Below are 18,852 nucleotides of genomic sequence, written 5' to 3'. Positions count from 1 at the left end.
CGCACAGTGCCGCCATTCGTCGGGCGAAATCGGGGAGTTTTCGGCTTGACGGACGCGCTGGCGCACCTGTCCCCGGGTGCGATCGCGTGAAGATGTGAAGATTTTCAGGAGTTAATGCCTTCAGGCCTTGTTCCCGTTCGGGGAGCCGGGGTGGGCCGCATTGTCTCCAAAAAACCTGCCAGCTGTGCCATCCGGTCTTTTCATGGAGATTTACCGATGAACCGCATTTACCGTCTGGTTTTCAATCGTGCCCTTGGGGTAATGCAGGTTGCTTCGGAGGTCGCCCAGAACCCCGGCGGAAGCGCGGTCAGCGCAGGGCGGGTGCCGCGATTGCGGGCGCACCAGCTGGCGGCGGCTTTGGCCGCCACACTGGCCAGCGGATCGGCATTCGCAGCGTGCACGGGCACCACAACCGTAAACTGCGACAGCACCACCAGCATCAACAACTACTCCAACGCGACCAACGGCCTCACGCTGAACATCGACGCGGGTGCATTGCTGCGTACGCCGCCGATTGTAGGCGGCGGCAACGCAGCAACGCTGACCGGCGACAACGTGACGGTCAACAACAATGGCACGATCGATCCGAGCTCGATCATCCTCGCCTCGCCCGGCCTGGTCATCGGCAATGGTTCTGCCAACAACAGCGCGATCGTCGTCAACAACAACGCCAGCGGACAGATCAAGGGTGTCGTCAACATCGCAACGCTGCTGGGCTTCGGTGGACAGGCGCTGGTGGCACAGAATGTCAACGGCACCACCACCATCAACAACGCCGGCCTGATCAGCACGTCGCTGATCGGTGCAGGCAGCGTTTCCGACGCGACCACGGTGGTGACTTATGGTGGTGCAGCCGCCAATGTGGCCAACACAGGCACCATCGACGGACGCGTCGGCCTGGGTGCTTCTGGCGGTAACACGTTCCTCAATGCGGGGGCGGTCAGTGGCAGCGTTCACCTGGGTGATTCAAGCGGCGGCAACACCTTCACCGCAGTGTCGGGTTCCAGCGTTGTGAGCGGCGGCGGCAGCGCTCTTGCCGGCGTGATTACCGGTGTCACCGGGGTAAAGGTTGCGGCTGCGGGATCGGTCGACGCCGGTACCGGCAGTGGTGCGGCCAACAACACGCTGGTGTTGCAGAACGTCGTCAGCGGTCCGGGGTCCGGCACCGGCGGAGCGGTGACCACGCTGGGCTGGAACCAGTACCTCAACTTCCAGAAGCTCACCGTCAACAGCGGCACCTGGAACCTGCAGGGTGCGTGGGCGGGTGCAGGTACGACCACGCTCAATGATGGCCTGGTCAATTTCAACAATGCCGGTTCCTTCGGCACAGGGCTGTTCACCGCCAACGGCGGTGCCATCGCCTCCGCCACGGCCGGTCTGAACCTGGCCAACGCTTTCAGCCTTGGTGGCAGTCTGTCCCTGGCAGGGACCAATGCGTTCAGCCTGGGGGGCTTGCTGTCCGGTACTGGCGGGCTGACGGTCAACAACACCGGCATCGTTACTCTCGGCGGCGCAAACCTGTTCTCCGGCGGCGTCAACCTCAATGCCGGCGGCCTGGTACTGGGCAATGCCGGTGCACTGGGCAGCGGCAACCTGACCGTGGGTGGCAGCGCTTCACTGGATACGACGGCGGGCTTCACCCTGGGCAACAATCTGGTGATCAATGGCGGGGGCTCGCTGAACCTGCTCGGCAGCAATGCGTTGTCATTGAACGGTTCGATCTCCGGTGCCGGCAACCTGACCAAGAGCGGCGCCGGCACCCTCACCTTGAACGGCGCCAATGCGCTGACCGGCAGTTTCAACCTGGCCGGAGGCGCGTTGGCGCTGGGCGCGGGCGGCAGCCTGTCACCCACCGGTGCGATCACGGTCGGCGTCGGTACCACCCTGGACCTGTCGGCGGCCGCCAACCAGACCATCGGTTCGCTGGCGGGCCTCGGCGGTTCGGTCAACCTGGGCAGCCACACGCTCACCCTCGCGGGGCTGGGCGATACCAGCTACAGCGGCACGTTCGCCGCAGGCACGGGTGGCCTGGTCAAGCTGGGCACCGGCGTGCAGACCTTGTCGGGCGTGAACAACCTCAGTGGCGGCGTGGCACTCAACGGCGGCGGCCTGCTGCTGGGCAATGCTGCTGCGCTGGGCAGCGGTGCGCTCAGTGTCGGCGGCAACGTGACGCTCGATGGAACCACGGGGGCGCTTGCACTGGCCAACGCGGTCAACCTCGGTTCGGGTGCCAGCCTCAATCTGCTCGGCAACCAGGCGTTGACGTTCAACGGCGTGATCGGTGGCGCCGGTGGCCTGGTCAAGAGCGGTGCGTCGTCGCTGACGCTCAATGGCGCCAACACCTTCGGCGGCGGCGTGGCGTTCAATGCCGGCAGCCTGGTGCTGGGCAACGCTGGAGCACTGGGAACCGGTGCGCTGAATGTTGGTGGCGTGGTGTCGCTCGACACCAGCGCGGCGCTTGCGGTCGGCAATGGCATCACGCTGGGCGCGGGTGGCTCGCTCAATGTGCTGGGCTCGAACGCATTGACGCTGGGCGGCGCCATCGGTGGCACCGGCAGCCTGGTCAAGAACGGTGCAGCCACGCTTACGCTGGGTGGCGCAAATACCTTCACCGGCGGCCTGGCGATCAATGCCGGCAAGGTTGCGGTGGGCAGCGGCGGAAGCCTGGCCGCCGGCGGTGCGGTCAGCCTGGCCGGCGTTGGCGCGGACCTGGACATCTCGCTCGGCGGCAACCAGACCATCGGCGCGCTGTCCGGTATTGCCGGCAGCACGGTGACGCTGGGCAGCAGCACGCTCACCTTCGGTGATGCCACCAACCAGACGTTCGCCGGCGTGATCGGCGGCACCGGTGGCCTGATCAAGCAGGGCACCGGCGTGCAGACGCTGAGCGGCGCCAACACCTTCAGTGGCGGCGTGAATCTGACGGCGGGTGGCCTGCTGCTGGGCGACAGCAGTGCGATCGGCAGCGGGGCGTTGACGGTCAGCGGCAACGGTTCGCTGGATACCACGGCAGCGTTGAACCTGGGCAATGCGATCAACCTCGGCGCGGCCCTGACCCTGCCGGGCAGCCAGAACCTGGCCCTGGCCGGCAACATCACGGGCACCGGCAGCCTGGTCAAGAACGGCGCGGCGACACTGACCTTGAACGGTACCAACACCTTCAGTGGTGGACTGAACGCAAACGCTGGCGCCCTGCTGCTGGGCAACAGCGGCGCACTCGGCACGGGGACGCTGGGCATCGGTGGCAACGTCTCGCTCGACGGCAGTGCGCCGCTGAACCTGGGCAACAACGTGGCACTGGGTGCAGGCGCCGCGTTGTCGCTGCCGGGTTCGCAGTCGATCACGCTGGGTGGGGTGGTGTCCGGTGCGGGCAGGCTGGTGAAGAACGGTGCCACCACCTTGACCCTCAATGGCGCCAACAGCTTCGGTGGCGGGCTGACCGTCAACGGCGGCGGCCTGCTGCTGGGCAATGCCGGCGCGCTGGGCACCGGTGCATTGTCGGTGGGGGCCAATACCACGCTGGACAGTTCGGTGGCGCTGGACCTGGCCAACAGCGTCAACCTCGGCGCCGGTGCGGTGCTGGATCTGCTGGGCAGCCAGAACGTGTCGCTGGGGGGCGTCATCAGCGGCACCGGCGGGCTGGTCAAGAACGGTGCGGCGACACTGGCGTTGAACGGCGCCAATACGTTCAGCGGGGGCGTCGGGCTCAACGCGGGCGTACTGCAGCTTGGCAACGCACAGGCGCTGGGTACCGGCCAGCTGGACTTGGGCGGCAACGCTTCGCTGGATGCCACTGCGGCGCTTTCGGTGGGCAACACCCTCGGCCTCGCCGCCGGCGCGAACCTCACCGTGCTGGGCAGCAATGACCTGACGCTGACCGGTCCGGTGTTCGGCGCCGGCGGGCTGATCAAGGATGGCGCGGCGCGCCTCACGCTGTCTGGCGCCAACACGTTCGGGGGGGGCACCACCGTCAACGCCGGCACGCTGGCGCTGGGGGCCGGTGGCAGCCTTGCCGCGGCCGGTGCGGTGGATCTTGCCGGCGCCGGTGCGACGCTGGACATCTCCGCAGCCGGTGCCGCGCAGACCATTGGCGCACTCAACGGCGTCGCAGGCAGCCAGCTGGCGCTGGGCGCGCAGTCGCTGACCTTTGGCGGCGCCGGCAACGGCAGCTTTGCCGGCGTGATCGGTGGCACTGGCGGCCTGGTCAAGACGGGTACCGGCGTGCAGACGCTGTCCGGTGCCAACACCTTCAGTGGCGGTGTTGCACTCAACGCGGGTGGCCTGATCCTCGGCAATGCCAGCGCGCTCGGCACCGGTGCGCTGGGCATCGGTGGCACCACCACGCTGGACAGCACGGTGGCGTTGAACCTGGCCAATGCAGTGAACTTCGGTGCGGGCACGCAGCTGACGCTGGGCGGCAGCAACGATGTCACGCTCGGTGGCGTGGTGGCCGGCAATGGCAGCCTGGTCAAGAACGGTACGGGCCTGCTGACCCTCAACAACACCAACACCTTCGCTGGCGGCCTGACCCTGAACGGTGGTGGCCTGGTCGTCGGTGCGGATGGTGCGCTTGGTACCGGCGCGCTGGCGGTGAATACCAGCACCACGCTGGATGCGGGCGCGGCAGTGACGCTCGGCAATGCGGTCACGCTGGGCTCGGGCGTTGCACTGACGGTGCCGGGCAGCAATGCGCTGACGCTGTCGGGCGTGGTCGGCGGCAATGGCAGCCTGATCAAGAACGGCGCTACCACGCTGACGCTGTCCGGTGCCAACACCTACACCGGCGGTACCACCATCAATGCCGGCACGCTGGCGCTGGGCACGGGCGGCAGCCTGGCCGCGGCGGGTGACGTCACGTTGGGGGCGGGCGCCGGCTTCGATATCTCCGGTGCCGGCAGCAGCCAGACCATCGGCGCACTCAATGGTCTGGGCGGCAGCACGCTGGCGCTGGGCGGAAACTCATTGACGTTCGGTACGGCCGGCAACGCCGCGTTCGACGGCGTGATCAGTGGCGGCGGGGGGCTGGTCAAGGTGGGCGCGGGCGTACAGACGCTGTCCGGTGCCAACACCTTTGGCGGCGGCGTGACCCTCAATGCAGGCGGGCTGGTACTCGGCAATGACGCGGCGCTGGGCACCGGTGCATTGACGGTCGGCGGTGCTGCCACGCTGGATACCACCGGCCTGGCAACGCTGGCCAACAACATCGCGCTCAACGCCGGGCTGACCGTGCTCGGGACCAACGCACTGACGCTCAACGGCGTCCTTTCCGGTGCCGGCAGCCTGACCAAGAACGGCAGCGCGACGCTGACCTTGAATGGCATCAACAGCTATACCGGTGGCACCAACATCAACGCCGGCACGCTGGCGCTGGGGGCCGGTGCCAGCCTGGCGGCGAGCGGTACCGTGAACCTCGCCACAGGTGCCACGCTGGATCTGTCTGCCGGCAGCGGCACGCAGGTGTTCGGAACCCTGGTCGGCAACGGTACGGTGAACCTCGGCGCCAACTCGATCGAAGTCGGCGGCGCCACCAATGGCACCTTCAGTGGCTCGATCGCAGGCACGGGTGGCCTGACCAAGGTCGGTACGGGCATCGAGACGCTGACCGGTGCCAACACCTACACCGGCGGCACCTTCATCACTGCCGGTACGCTGGCGATTGGTCCGGGCGGCAGCCTTGCAGCCACCGGCGCGGTGACGCTGAGCGCTGCAGGCACCGGCTTCGATATCTCCACCGCAGGGGCCAACCAGACCATCGGCTCGTTGAACGGCGTGGCGGGCTCGACGGTGAGCCTGGGTGCACAGACGCTGACACTCGGTGGTGTGGGCAACAGCCTCTTCGATGGCGCGATTTCCGGCACCGGTGGCCTGGTCAAGAATGGCGCCGGCGTCCTCACACTGGGAGGCGCCAATCTGTTCAGTGGTGGCGTCGCACTCAACGGCGGTGGCCTGGTGGTCGGCAACAACGCTGCGCTCGGCAGCGGTGCGCTGGCAGTGGGCGGCAACGCGACGCTGGACGCATCGACAGGCGTCAACCTGGCCAACAACATCGGGCTCGCAGCGGGCGCGAACCTCGACCTGCTTGGCAGCCAGGCGCTGACACTGGGCGGTGTGATTTCCGGTACCGGCGGCCTGGTCAAGGACGGTGCGGCCACCGTGACCCTGAGCGGTGCCAACACCTACACCGGTGGTACCACCATCAACAACGGCACGCTGGCGATCGGCGCGGGTGGCAGCCTCGCCGCGACCGGCGCGGTGAACCTGGCCGGTGCCGGCACGTTCGACATTTCGGCGGGCAACCAGGCCATCGGCTCGCTGGCCGGCGTCGCCGGCAGCACGGTGGCGCTGGGTGGCAGCACGCTGACCCTGGGCGGCACCGTGGACAGCACCTTCAGCGGTGCGATCAGTGGCAACGGCGGCCTGGTCAAGAACGGTGCAGGCGTGCAGACGCTCAACGGCGGCAGCACCTTCAGCGGCGGCGTAACGCTCAACGCCGGCGGCCTGGTGGTCGGCAACAATGCTGCGCTGGGCACCGGTGCGGTGACGGTCGCAGGCGCTGCGACGCTCGATTCGAACACAGCGGTCACCCTCGCCAACAACTTCACCCTCAACAACGCGTTGACCGTCCTCGGCAGCAACAACCTCACCCTCAACGGCAACCTGAGCGGCACCGGCAGCCTGACCAAGGAGGGAGCCGCAACGCTGACCCTGAACGGCACCAACACCTACACCGGTGGCACCAACATCAACGCCGGTACATTGGCACTGGGCGCTGGCGCGAGCCTGCACGCCAGTGGCATCGTCAACCTGGCCTCGGGTGCGATCTTCGATCTGTCGGCGGGCAGCGGCACGCAGCAGTTCGGCACACTGGTCGGCAACGGTACGGTGAACCTGGGGGCCAACACGCTGACGATCGGTGATGCCAGCAATGGCACGTTCAGTGGTTCGTTGGCCGGCTCGGGTGGCCTGATCAAGGAGGGCTCGGGGACTCAGACGCTGACCGGCACCAACACCTTCACCGGGGGTACCACCATCAACGCCGGCACGCTGGCGATCGGCGCCGGTGGCAGCCTGGCGGCGACCGGTGCGGTGAACCTGGCCAATGCCGGTACCACCTTCGACATCAGCGCGGGTGGTGCGCAGGCGATCGGTTCGCTGGCAGGCGTGGCGGGTTCGACCGTTGTGCTGGGCGGCAGCACGCTGACCCTCAATGGCGTGGGCAATACCACGTTCGCCGGCACCATCGGAGGGGCCGGTGGCCTGGTAAAGAACGGCGCAGGCATCCAGGGCTTGACTGGCGTCAATGTCTTCACGGGCGGCGTGACCCTCAATGCCGGTGGCCTGCTGCTGGGCAACGACGGTTCGCTGGGCACCGGCGCGCTGACCGTGGGCGGCAACGCCAGCCTGGACGGCACCAGCGCGCTGACCCTGGCCAACACCGTGCAGCTGGCCAATGGCACGCTGACCCTGGCGGGCAGCAACGCGCTGACCTTGAATGGCCCGATCAGCGGCGCTGGCGGCCTGCTGAAAGATGGCGCGGCAACCGTCACCCTGGGCGGCGCCAGCACCTACACCGGTACCACCACCATCAACAGCGGCACGCTGGCGGTGGCGGCCGGTGGCAGCCTGTCCGGTGCCAGCACGGTGAACCTGTCCGGTGCCGGCACGTTGGACATCAGTGCCGGTGGCAGCCAGAGCATCGGTGGCCTGGCCGGCGTGACCGGATCCAGCGTGGTGCTGGGCGGTGCGACCCTGACCACCGGCGGCAACAACGGCAGCACCACCTTCGGCGGTGTGCTCAGCGGCACTGGTGGCCTGGTGCAGAGCGGCACCGGCACGCTGACCTTGAGCGGCGACAACGTCTATACCGGCGGCACCACCATCAATGGTGGCAGCACGCTGCAGATCGGCAATGGCGGCAGCACCGGCTCGGTGCTGGGCGACATCACCAACAATGGCAGCCTGGTCTACAACCTGGGCACGACGGCAACCGTGGGTGCGGTGGTCAGTGGCAGCGGCGGCCTGACCCAGGCCGGTAGTGGCACGCTGGTGCTGACCGGCAACAACACCTACACCGGCGGTACCACCATCAATGCCGGCGGCACGCTGCAGGTGGGCAATGGCGGTGCGACCGGCGCGATCGTCGGTGACATCACCAACAACGGTGCGCTGGTGTCCAACGTGGCCGGCAACACCTTGCTGGGCGGCACCATCAGCGGCACCGGTGGCCTGACCCAGGCCGGTGCCGGTACGCTGACCCTGACCGGCAACAACACCTATACCGGCGGTACCACCATCAATGCCGGTGGCACGCTGCAGGTGGGCAATGGCGGTGCCACCGGTGCGATCACCGGCAATGTCGCCAACAACGGCAGCCTGGTCTTCGACGTCGCGGGCAACACCACCGTCGGCGGCGCGATCAGTGGCAGTGGTGGCCTGACCCAGGCCGGCAGCGGGGTGCTGACCCTGGTCGGCAACAACACCTACAGCGGCGGTACCACCATCAATGCCGGCGGCACGCTGCAGGTGGGCAATGGCGGTACAACCGGCGCCATCGCCGGCGACATCACCAACAATGGTGCGTTGATTTCCAACGTGGCCGGCAACACCGCGCTGGGCGGCACCATCAGTGGCAGTGGCGGCCTGACCCAGGCCGGCAGCGGTACGCTGCTGCTGACCGGCACCAACACCTACACCGGCGGTACCACCATCAATGCCGGTGGCACGCTGCAGCTGGGCAATGGCGGTGCGACCGGTTCGATCGTCGGTGATGTCACCAACAATGGCACGCTGCTGTCCAACGTGGCCGGCAACACCACGCTGGGCGGCACCATCAGCGGCAGTGGCGGCCTGACCCAGGCCGGCAGCGGCACGCTGACCCTGACCGGCAACAACACCTATACCGGCCCGACCACCATCAACGCCGGTGGCACGCTGCAGGTTGGCAATGGCGGCGCGACCGGTGCGATCGGCGGCAGTGTCGTCAACAACGGCAGCCTGGTGTTCAACGTGGGTGGCAACAGCACCGTCGGCGGCGCCATCAGCGGCAGCGGCGGCCTGACCCAGGCCGGCACCGGCACCGTGGTCCTGGCCGGCAACAACACCTATACCGGCGGCACCACCATCAACACCGGCGGCACGCTGCAGGTCGGCAACGGTGGCGCGAGCGGTGCGATCACCGGCAACGTCAGCAACAACGGCAGCCTGGTGTTCAACGTGGGCGGCAACAGCACCGTCGGCGGCACCATCAGCGGCAGCGGCGGCCTGACCCAGGCCGGCACCGGCACCGTGATCCTGACCGGCAACAACACCTATACCGGTGGCACCACCATCAACGCCGGTGGCACGGTGCAGGTCGGCAACGGTGGGGCCAGCGGCGCGATCACCGGCAACATCACCAACAACGGTGGCCTGGTGATCAACACCGGTGGCACCACCACGCTGGGCGGCAGCATCAGCGGCGGCGGCAGCATCGTGCAGGCCGGCCCCGGTGGCCTGAACCTCGGCGGCAACAGTGGTGGCTTCAACGGTACCGGCCAGGTCACCGGCGGCGGCCTGAATGTCACCGGCACCATCGGCGGCCAGTGGACCATCGGCAGCGGTACCACGCTGTCCGGCACCGGCACCATTGGTGGCACCGGCGGTGGCGTGACGGTGTCCAGTGGTGGCGTGCTGTCGCCGGGTAATGGCCCGGGCAACGGCAGCGGCACAGGCAATGGCACCGGCACGATCACCGTGGGTGGCAACCTGACCCTGTCGCCGGGCAGCACGCTGGGCATCGATCTGGGTGCCAGCGGCAGCGATACGGTACAGGTGGGCGGCAGCGCCAACGTGGGTGGCAGCACCGTAAAGGTGAACACCATCTCGCCGAGCACCAGCTACCAGCAGGGCCAGCAGTACACGGTGATCAACGCGGGCGGTGGGGTGAGCGGGCAGTTCGCCTCGGCGAACTCGCCGTCGGCCTTCCTGACCATCACCCCGGTCTACACCGCCAACACCGCCAACCTGCAGATCGACGTGGCGCAGACGGCGGCGTTCACCACCGTGGCCAACACGCGCAACCAGTACAACACCGCTGCGGCGCTGGACAGCCTGCCGCAGAGTGGCGCGGCGCTGGGCCTGTACAACACGGTGCTGCTGTATGACGCCAGCACTGCGCGCAGCGCATTCGACCAGCTCTCCGGCGAAGTGCACGCGGCCAGCCGCGCGGTGCTGCTGTACGACAACTATCTGGAAGAGGGCATCCGCCAACGCCTGGGCAGTGAGCTGCCGACCGTGCGTGGTGAGCGTGCCTCGGCCTGGCTGGCTGGTAGCGGCAAGGTGTTCAAGCAGGATGGCGATGGCAATGGCGATGAGATCCGTTCCAACCGCAATGCGGTGATGGCGGGTGTGGACTGGCAGCTGGGTGAACACGTGGTGCTGGGTGCGGCGGCCGGCAACGAACGGCTGGATACGCGCCTGTACGATCGCAGTTCGCGCGCCCGCCTGCGCGGCAACACGTTCGGCCTGTATGCACAGGGACAGTGGAACAACGGCTTTGCGGTCGGTGGCAGCGTGTCGCGCGGTGACTACCGCACGCGCACCACGCGTGAAGTGCCTCTGCTGGGCCAGACCCTGTACAGCCGCCAGGATTCGGACGTGACCATCGCCCAGGTCGAAGGCAGCTGGACCTGGACCCATGGCAGGACCCAACTGCAGCCGTACGTGCAGTTCACCCGGCACTGGGTCGACAGTGATCGTGCGCTGGAGCAGGGTGGCAGTGCCGCACTGGTGCTGGAAGGTGGCAAGGACACGCTCAACGTCAGCACAGTGGGCGTGCGGGGCCGCTGGGACGTGGGTAGCGGCGCGCGCTTCCCGGCGCAGCTGACCGTCGGCCTGGGCTGGCAGCATGCATCGGGTGACACCGATGTGGCCAGCCGCAACCGCTTCGCGGTCGGTGGCGATGCCTTCGATGTCTACAGCGCGGTGATGGCACGCAATGCGCTGGTCAGCCAGCTCGGCGTGGCGGTCGGCCTGGGTCGCAACAGCCAGCTGTCGATGTTCGTGCAGGGCCAGCACGGTGATGGCCGCCGCGATGTCGGCGGGCAGATCAACCTGCGGGTAGGCTTCTAAGGGGGGCGGGCCAGCGGTAGATCCACGCGCTGCGTGGATCTACCGGCGCGGAGGGAGTGAGACCTCCCGCGCCACGGTGTCGGCACTGCAACCACCTCGCTCAGTTCGCCGCATCCTGCGTGCGTCGCCGCAATCCGGCGGGCGGGTCGAACAGGCTCGACGGCACCTCATCGAATGTGACCTCGGTAACCCGCAGGCCGCGTTCGGTACGCTGGTTGCCGGTGCGTCCGCGGTAACCCAGCAGCAGGCCCGTGCGGGTATCGATCCACAACGTGCCGGAGGTGGTGCCATCAGGGCCCTGCGCATTGTCATAGCGCCAGCCGGCAGCGAGGCGACCCAGGATGAACTCGCCGGGTGCGGGAGAGCAGCGCCCTCCGATCGTGTGGCATGGGGCGGCAGGATCGTACCAGTAGGGACCACTGGCGTCGGCGACCGGCAGCGTGTAGTTGCCGCGCTCGCTCACCAGCCATGCCCGGCCGCGCTGGCCCTGGGTGGTCAGCCATGCATCGGGCGCATTGTCGCCGCGGAAATCAATACGGATGGCAGGCCCGCGCAAACGGATCTCGACCTCGACCTCACCACCAGGCGAGCTTGGACCGAGTGGGCCCAGGCCATAAGCGCGTGCCAGCAATCGCGCCTGTGGAGGTTCGTTGTCAGCAGCGTCCGTGGATTGTGCGGCGACGGCCCAGGTTGCTGCCATCAACAGGCTGGCCAGCAGCACCTGCATGTCAGCGCGCCAGGTTGTTGCTGTCATGCACGGGGCTCTGCATGCGGACGATCGCGTAGGACTCGATCGGCATGCGGCGATGGCCGGTGATCGGGTCCTCGATCAGCATCGAGGCCGGGCGGAAGCTGTCGCCTTCGCTGACCAGGTCTGAAAGACCGGCAATCACCCGGTCGGCAAAGGGAACGATCAGGGGCATCGGATAGGTGACCTTGATCTTGAGGATGTTGGCGTCCTGCACGCTGACGCGGCTGCTGCCGACACGTGCATCGCGGAAGGCAAGATTGTCGTTCGGCAGCGCATAGCGCCCATCGAACTGGCGCTCGCGGAACTCGTTGTACGCCGCGCGGCTGGGTGAAATGACCTCGATCTTCGGTGACAGCAACGGGTTCTTCCACAGCAGGGCGACCTTGGCGCGGGCGGCGACGGCACCGGCGGCATCCGGCGAGGTCGCGTACAGGGGAGCCATTGCCATTTCCAGTGCGCTGCGCATCTCGGAATGATTGACGCCACTGACCGCGCCGGCACGCGCGGCCTGCAGCGTGGCGAAATCCAGCAGCGACTTGGCGCGATAGATCAGGACGAACTGGAAGATGACCAGGATGAGGAAGACGAAGGCCGGAACCACGATGCAGAATTCAATCAGCGATTGCCCCCGCTGCTGGCGGATGGATGTGCGGATGTGCTTCATTGCAACGCCCTCGTGGATGGCGGTGCCGCAGGCGGAGAAGGGCACCATTGGAACGTCTCGCCCAGCACCGGAGCAATATGCCTGAGGCTGTCCACCGGCATTTCCAGCGTCGAGTAGGCGCCGCGGCACCAGGCGCCGCGCCATGGGCGCACGGCCTCGCGCCAGCCAACGGCGCGCTGATCGCGGTCCAGGAACAACAGGTCGAGTGGATACCCCATGGCCAGGGTGTGCACGCTCGAGCAGGGGGTTATCAGCAGGCCTTGCCCAGGCTGGAGTGGCGCGCGCAACAGCAGGCCGCGCAGCCGCTGGTGCCAGCGATCGGCATGCCAGACGCAGCTGAGCAACTGCTGGTGGTTGCGGATCAGGGCGCCGGTTCTCATGTGCGGGGACTCACAGGATGCCCTGCTGCTTCATCTGCAGGAAGATGAAGTAGGCCAGGACGACGAAGATCAGCGGGAAGAAGAACAGCACCAGCGGCAGCATCATTTTCACCGGCGCTTCCAGGGCCAGCTTCTCGGCGCGAAGGAAGCGCTCTTCGCGGCGCTGCATGGCCTGCGAGCGCAGTGTGTCACTCAGGCTGGCACCCACCCGGTCCGCCTGGATCAAAGCGCTGGTGAAGCTGGTCACCTGGGAAATGTCGGCGCGATCGGACATGCGCCGCAGCGCTTCGGCACGCGGAAGGCCGGCGCGCAGATCACGCAACATGCGCGAGAACTCCTGTGACAGCGGACCGGGTGGACCCTTGTCGACGGACTGTTCGATCGCACCGGTGATGTTCAGGCCCGCTTCGACGGCCATGGTGATGAAGTCGAGGAAGATAGGCAGGTCGCGGATCACATGCTTGGAGCGCGCTTTCCGCCGTTCGCCCAGCCACAGCGTGGGATACATCCACCCGAAGGGTGCGCCGAATGCCAGGGCCATCAGCACGGAGCCGACTCCGAACCGGCCCAGCAGGATGATGGTGAGCAACAGGAAGGTACTGGCCACGGCGGCGGAGACGATCCGTGCGCCATACAGTTCTTCCGGTGACAGCACGAAGTCCTGGCCGGCCGACTGCAGGCTGCGATGCGCGCGCTCCAGCTGTGCCGAGGACAGGCGCGGCCCGGCCAGGCGCGTAGCGACCGTAATCAGCGGCCACAGGATGCGCAGCAGCAGCGGCAGCGGATCCTGGTAGTTGCGCTGGTCCACCTCGACCGACTGCACCAGTCCGCGCAGCGCGAATGCAAGCAGCCCAACAGCGGCAGCGGCAAGCAGTGCGACCAGGATGAGCAGGGCGTTCATATATCGATCGTCATGATTTTGCGGCACATGCGGTAGCCGAGGTATTCCAGTACCCCGATCAGGGCCATGACGCACCAGCCGATGAAGGTGTGGAACATGGGGTTCATCGTTTCTGGATAGAACAGCACGAGGAAGCCGACAAGGCCGGCTGGCAGCATCGCCATGACGATGCCCTGCAGGCGCCCCTGCGCGGTAAGTGCCTTGACCTTGCCTTCCATGATGAGCTTGCGCCGCAGCGTTTCGGCGAGCGTGGAGAGGCTCTCGGCGAGATTGCCACCAACCTCGCGCGAAATGCTGACGGCGGCCACGAACAGCTTCACGTCGGCAATGGGCACGCGGGCGGCGAAGTTGTCCAGCGCCTCCTCCGTGCGCACGCCCATGTGCTGCTCGCGCAGTACCAGTGCCAGCTCCTGGGCCAGCGGAGGCAGGCCGTCATGGGCCAGTGCTTCCAGCGCAGGATTGAAGCCGACGCCGGCCTTGAGGCTGCCGGCCAGCATCAGCAGCCCGTCGGGCAACTGCTGCTGGATCTGGTCGAGGCGGCGCTGCTTCAGCCACAGGTAGATCTTGCGTGGCGCTATGGCCAGCAGGATCAGGGCCAGGATCGGCAGCAGCAGGTTGCCGCCGGTGACGATCCACAGCAGCACGGGAATCGCCAGCAGCATCAGGACATTGGTCCTGAACAGCACGCGCGGGTCGACGAACAGGAACATGTCGGCCAGATTGACCCGCGCCTGGTCCATGAAGTTGGCGCGGTAGCGGTCCATGAAGCCGGAGCTGGCACGCGCCAGCAACAGCACCGAGCCCGTCACGCAGGCAAAACACAGCAGGGCGATCAGCAGGATGTCACTCATTCCGCCGTCCCCCGGTACGGAAAATGTCCAGGTCAACGGCGACGCCGCGCTCGGCAAGCTCTTCATAGAACTCCGGCACTGCACCGGTCGCGACGAACTCGCCCACCACCTTGCCATCGCGTCCGGCAGTGGAGCGTGCCTTGAACAGGAACACATCCTGCAGCTGGATGGTTCCGCTTTCCATGCCCGTCAACTCAGTGATGTGGCTGACCTTGCGCGAACCGCAGGGGAAGCGCTTCTGGTGCACGATCAGGTCCACTGCCGACGAGATCTGTTCGCGCACCACCGTCATCGGCAGCTCCATGCCGGACATCATGACCATCACTTCCAGGCGCGACAGCGCCTCGCGCGGATTGTTGGCATGGGCGGTGGTCAGCGATCCTTCGTGGCCGGTGTTCATGGCCTGCAGCATGTCCAGTGCTTCGCCGCCGCGGCACTCGCCGACCACGATGCGGTCCGGGCGCATGCGCAGCGCGTTGCGCACCAGGTCGCGGATGGAAATGTGGCCCTTGCCTTCCATGTTGGGAGGACGCGCTTCCAGGGCAACCAGGTTGGGCTGGACGAGCTTCAGTTCGGCCGCGTCCTCGATGGTGACGATGCGATCGGTATCGGGAATGAAGTTGGAAAGGATGTTGAGCAGGGTGGTCTTGCCGGAGCCGGTGCCGCCGGTGACGACGATGTTGCGCCGTTCGCGCACCGCAACGATCAGGAATTCCAGCATCGGCTGGCTGAGCGAACCGAAGGTGAGCAGGTCCTTTCCTTCCAGCTTGCGCTTGGCGAACTTTCGGATGCTGATGCTCGGACCGCGCAGCGCCACCGGCGGAATGATGGCGTTGACGCGGGAGCCATCCTTCAGCCGCGCGTCGACCATCGGCGAGCTTTCGTCGATGCGGCGACCGAGGGGCGTCACGATGCGCTCGATGGCTGACAGCACCGCGCGGTCACTGGTGAAGACAATGGGGGACCGTTCGATCCGGCCCGCACGTTCAATGAAGATCTGGTCGTGCGCGTTGACCATGATTTCCGTCACCGTCGCATCGTCGATCAGGTCTTCCAGCGGGCCCAGGCCGATGGCCTCATCGAGCACCTCCTTGGCCAGCCTGCGTGGGTTGATCGTCTTGGGCAGCTCGGAGAACTCCCGTTGCATCACCTCATCGATCAGCTTGATCGTGGCGTTGCGCAGCGACTCATCGTCCATGCTGCGCACGTCAAGCCGGCGCAGGTCCATCTGCTTGACCAGCGAGGCATGCAGCTTTGCACGATAGACCGCCATGTCCGGCGGCAGCTGCTCCGGCCGCGCCAGCTGGCGTTCGCTGGATGGCTGCGCCGGTGCGGGTGCCGGTGCGGGCGTGGCGTCCACCGGTACATCGTTGGCCGCGCCCGCATTGAAACTTCCAGCATCGGCGAGGGGTTCGGCCGGCGGGTCGTCGTCCACCACCTGCAGCAGGTAGTCGCCGATCTGCACGCGGTCACGGCTGGTGAGCGGGCCACGGCTGCCTTTGACCTGTTCGCCATTCACCAGTACCGGCGAGCGGCCTCCCAGGCTCTCGATGAAGATGCCCTGGTCCTCGCGCTTCAGCGCCGCATGGCGTTGGGCGATGCTCCAGCCCTGCAGCACCACCAGGTTGCCGTCGCCACGGCCGATCCCGCATTCACGGTGCAGGCAGCGGACACGTCGCTGGTCGCGGTTGGGTGTGTCGATGAGGATGTTGAACATGCGACGGCTCCGGTCACTGCACGAAATCTTTGTTCCGGCGCGGCATGGCCTGCTGGCCGCGCTCCTGGATCTGTCGCGCACGCTCCAGGCCATCGAGGTTTTCCTGCGAGCCCGGCGTCACCACGCGCGGAGTAACGAACATCACCAGCTCGGTACGGTTGCCACGGAAGCCATCGGAGCGGAACAGCTTTCCGAGGATCGGGATATCGCCCAGCAGCGGCAGGCGCTTGGCATCCTGCTGCGCGCTGGAGTCGATCAGCCCGGAGATGACGATGGTTTCCCCTGCGTGGACGTTGATTTCCGACTCGGTGCGGCGGGTGGTGAAGCCAGGCACGCCCTGCACGGTCACCGTCGGATCGACGCGGCTGACCTCAGCCAGGATGCGGGTGGAGATGTCCTGGTTGAAGTTGACCAGGGGCTCGATGTCGAGCTTGATGCCGTATTCCTTGTAGTCGACGGTGACCTGGCCGAAGCCCTGCGGAACCGGGATCGGCACTTCGCCGCCGGCCAGGAACTTGGCCTGCCCGCCGCTGCGGGCGCTGAGTTGGGGCGAGGCCAGCAGGAACGCCTTGCCCTTGTTCATCATCAGGTTGATCGCCGAGCCGATCTGCGTGGCGATGCCAAAGAAGGCCTGGGTTCCCTGCAGCTTGTTCGGCAGCAGCACGCCGTTGGCCGGGCTCTGCTCGGGGTTGATGCGGTAGTAGTTGTTGTTGGTGAAATCCTTGACGATGCCCGCCACCGGGCCACGGATGACGTTGTCCCACTGGATGCCGAGTTCTTCCAGCGCATTGGTGTCGAATTCCATGATCTTCACGTCCATCTGCACCATCGGGCGCATGCCCACCGGGTCGGCAGTAGTGAAATTCAACACCGTCGGGTAGATCTTCTGGATCGCATCAATGCGGCTGCCGATGCCCGGGTTGATGTCCTGGCCGGTAATGACCACACGGTCGGCGACCGCATGCACATTGATCTTTTCCACGTCGGCCAGCAGGGTACGGATGGTCTCGGCCAGGCTGACGGCATCGTTCTCGGAGATGTCCACCTGCACCTGCAGCTGCTTGCCGTTCTGCAGCCACAGGTGAACCGTGGTGGAGCCGGGCTTCATGCCCATCATGATCAGGTCGCGCGGGCCGACGTTGGTGACCTCGAGCATCTCGCCACTACCGACGGCCACGCGCTTGAGCCCGCTGGGCAGCGTGTAGACGGCGGCCTGGCCGGCATAGATCCGGGCGCGGGTGGGCAGCGGCACCGCAGGCATGGCCGATGCGCTGGTGCGATAGGCGGGATCGGGAACCGGCGCCGGGAAGGCGCTCTGCCCACCGGGTACCGGTGCATGGTTGGTGTTGGGCTGCGGTTGCGCCTGGACAGCAGGGCGCGGTGCGGCCATGACCGGTACCGGGGTCAGCTGGGTGCCGGTGGTCTGTGCCACGGCCAGCAGTGGCGAGGTGACAACAGCGATGGCCGCAGTGGCGGCGATGAGGCTGCGGATTCCATTATTGCTGCGCATTCGTCGACCCTTTGCCCCCAATGATGAATTGCACGCCAGCACGACCCTGCGTGCCGTTGCCGAGCAGTTCCCTCTGCGTCATGCCACTGAGGCCGAACGCACCACGATCCTCCACCTGGCGAAGCATCACCCGCATCGAACCCGCCTTGGCGGCGACCGTGAGTCGCTGCGCCTGTGCCGGTGTCAGTTCCAGAGTGATGTTCGAATAGCCCTGCTGGTCTTCCGAGGCCGGCGTTTCGCCGACGCGGTTGCCGGTTGCCAGAACGTTGATGTCCTCAAGCAGCGGCAGCACCCGGGCACCGGTCTGTTCCTGCTCGACGGTGAGCAGGATGTCGACGTGATCTCCGGGAGCAATCATGCCGGAGATCGAGTTCGTCTCGTCCACCTGGAGGGTGTAGCCCACGTTGCCCTTGGCGATCACGCGCGAGAACTGGTCGTACAGCGGTACCAGTGCACTGGCACCCAGCGGTGCACCTTCGCGGATCGGCGCGCGCAGCATGCGGCCGCTGTACTCGGACACATTGTCCGGCGTGATCGCATCGGCAGGCGGCAGGTCGGCGGGGACTTCGCGCACTGCAAGGTCGGCAACGGTGACAATGCTGCCCGGCTCCATGTCGGTCTTGGGCACGGCTACCGGCACCATTTCCACCGGCGGAGCGGCACGCTCGTTCACTGCCTTCTGCACGTAGCGCACGGCGACCAGGGCCGCGAACAGGCCGAGCGCGAGGGCGATGATGATGAAGACGACGTTGCGGTTGGCTTTCAGCGGGAGCGCCTTCATACGACTCCCATCGACAGCATGTAGGTGAACCCCTGGTACGCCTTGCGCAGTGAATCGATCAGCTCGAGCACGATGTTCGGCTCGGCGACCAGGACCAGGACACCGACGGAAGCGACCACGGCGTACTCGATCAGTGCGGCCCCGCGCTGGCGGCGTAGGGACGGGGGAATGCGTTTTCTCATGGCGGT

At 66.7% G+C, this 18,852-nt stretch carries 10 protein-coding genes; 1 reads left to right on the top strand and 9 read right to left on the bottom strand.

Annotation, left to right across the window (positions count from 1 at the left end):
* The first annotated feature begins 216 nt into the window (after positions 1 to 216).
* On the top strand, positions 217 to 11,109 hold the full coding sequence (locus ACUVWL_RS12735; protein ID WP_445978402.1) for an autotransporter-associated beta strand repeat-containing protein: 10,893 nt from the start codon (positions 217 to 219) through the stop codon (positions 11,107 to 11,109).
* A gap of 100 nt (positions 11,110 to 11,209) precedes the next feature.
* On the opposite strand, the gene ACUVWL_RS12730 is transcribed toward ACUVWL_RS12735, so the two are convergent.
* Genes ACUVWL_RS12730 through ACUVWL_RS12690 form a run of 9 tightly spaced genes read right to left on the bottom strand, consistent with a single transcriptional unit; the run spans position 11,210 to position 18,846 of the window.
* A complete protein-coding gene (locus ACUVWL_RS12730; protein WP_032958203.1) occupies positions 11,210 to 11,836 on the bottom strand; it encodes a hypothetical protein in 627 nt (208 codons plus the stop codon).
* A gap of 1 nt (position 11,837) precedes the next feature.
* On the bottom strand, positions 11,838 to 12,524 hold the full coding sequence (locus ACUVWL_RS12725) for a TadE/TadG family type IV pilus assembly protein (RefSeq protein WP_032958205.1): 687 nt from the start codon (positions 12,522 to 12,524) through the stop codon (positions 11,838 to 11,840).
* Complete coding sequence (locus ACUVWL_RS12720; protein ID WP_041863110.1) at positions 12,521 to 12,904, bottom strand: DUF192 domain-containing protein; 384 nt, start codon at positions 12,902 to 12,904, stop codon at positions 12,521 to 12,523. Before ACUVWL_RS12720 ends, ACUVWL_RS12725 begins: the two co-directional genes overlap by 4 nt.
* A 10-nt stretch (positions 12,905 to 12,914) precedes the next feature.
* A complete protein-coding gene (locus ACUVWL_RS12715; protein ID WP_014646167.1) occupies positions 12,915 to 13,805 on the bottom strand; it encodes a type II secretion system F family protein in 891 nt (296 codons plus the stop codon).
* Positions 13,802 to 14,656: a type II secretion system F family protein gene (locus ACUVWL_RS12710; protein ID WP_014646168.1), complete on the bottom strand. Its 855-nt coding sequence runs from the start codon at positions 14,654 to 14,656 to the stop codon at positions 13,802 to 13,804. The genes ACUVWL_RS12715 and ACUVWL_RS12710 overlap by 4 nt, the downstream gene beginning before the upstream one ends.
* Positions 14,649 to 16,373, bottom strand: a complete 1,725-nt coding sequence (locus tag ACUVWL_RS12705) for an ATPase, T2SS/T4P/T4SS family (RefSeq protein WP_111205553.1) — start codon at positions 16,371 to 16,373, stop codon at positions 14,649 to 14,651. The genes ACUVWL_RS12710 and ACUVWL_RS12705 overlap by 8 nt, the downstream gene beginning before the upstream one ends.
* A 13-nt stretch (positions 16,374 to 16,386) precedes the next feature.
* On the bottom strand, positions 16,387 to 17,883 hold the full coding sequence (locus ACUVWL_RS12700) for a type II and III secretion system protein family protein (protein WP_014646170.1): 1,497 nt from the start codon (positions 17,881 to 17,883) through the stop codon (positions 16,387 to 16,389).
* Positions 17,870 to 18,664, bottom strand: coding sequence for a Flp pilus assembly protein CpaB (cpaB, locus tag ACUVWL_RS12695; RefSeq protein WP_014036170.1), 795 nt, complete (start codon positions 18,662 to 18,664; stop codon positions 17,870 to 17,872). The genes ACUVWL_RS12700 and cpaB overlap by 14 nt, the downstream gene beginning before the upstream one ends.
* A complete protein-coding gene (locus ACUVWL_RS12690) occupies positions 18,661 to 18,846 on the bottom strand; it encodes a hypothetical protein (protein ID WP_014646171.1) in 186 nt (61 codons plus the stop codon). Before ACUVWL_RS12690 ends, cpaB begins: the two co-directional genes overlap by 4 nt.
* Between the last annotated feature and the right edge of the window lie 6 nt (positions 18,847 to 18,852).

The organism is Stenotrophomonas muris, assembly GCF_052751275.1.
This window is presented reverse-complemented; position numbering and strand designations above follow the sequence as displayed.

Excerpts from the sequence above, each read along its gene's own strand:
- ACUVWL_RS12690 (WP_014646171.1), bottom strand. The coding sequence starts at position 18,846 with ATGAGAAAACGCATTCCCCCGTCCCTACGCCGCCAGCGCGGGGCCGCA.
- ACUVWL_RS12725 (WP_032958205.1), bottom strand. The coding sequence starts at position 12,524 with ATGAAGCACATCCGCACATCCATCCGCCAGCAGCGGGGGCAATCGCTG.
- ACUVWL_RS12715 (WP_014646167.1), bottom strand. The coding sequence starts at position 13,805 with ATGAACGCCCTGCTCATCCTGGTCGCACTGCTTGCCGCTGCCGCTGTT.
- ACUVWL_RS12720 (WP_041863110.1), bottom strand. The coding sequence starts at position 12,904 with ATGAGAACCGGCGCCCTGATCCGCAACCACCAGCAGTTGCTCAGCTGC.
- cpaB (WP_014036170.1), bottom strand. The coding sequence starts at position 18,664 with ATGAAGGCGCTCCCGCTGAAAGCCAACCGCAACGTCGTCTTCATCATC.
- ACUVWL_RS12730 (WP_032958203.1), bottom strand. The coding sequence starts at position 11,836 with ATGCAGGTGCTGCTGGCCAGCCTGTTGATGGCAGCAACCTGGGCCGTC.
- ACUVWL_RS12700 (WP_014646170.1), bottom strand. The coding sequence starts at position 17,883 with ATGCGCAGCAATAATGGAATCCGCAGCCTCATCGCCGCCACTGCGGCC.
- ACUVWL_RS12735 (WP_445978402.1), top strand. The coding sequence starts at position 217 with ATGAACCGCATTTACCGTCTGGTTTTCAATCGTGCCCTTGGGGTAATG.
- ACUVWL_RS12710 (WP_014646168.1), bottom strand. The coding sequence starts at position 14,656 with ATGAGTGACATCCTGCTGATCGCCCTGCTGTGTTTTGCCTGCGTGACG.
- ACUVWL_RS12705 (WP_111205553.1), bottom strand. The coding sequence starts at position 16,373 with ATGTTCAACATCCTCATCGACACACCCAACCGCGACCAGCGACGTGTC.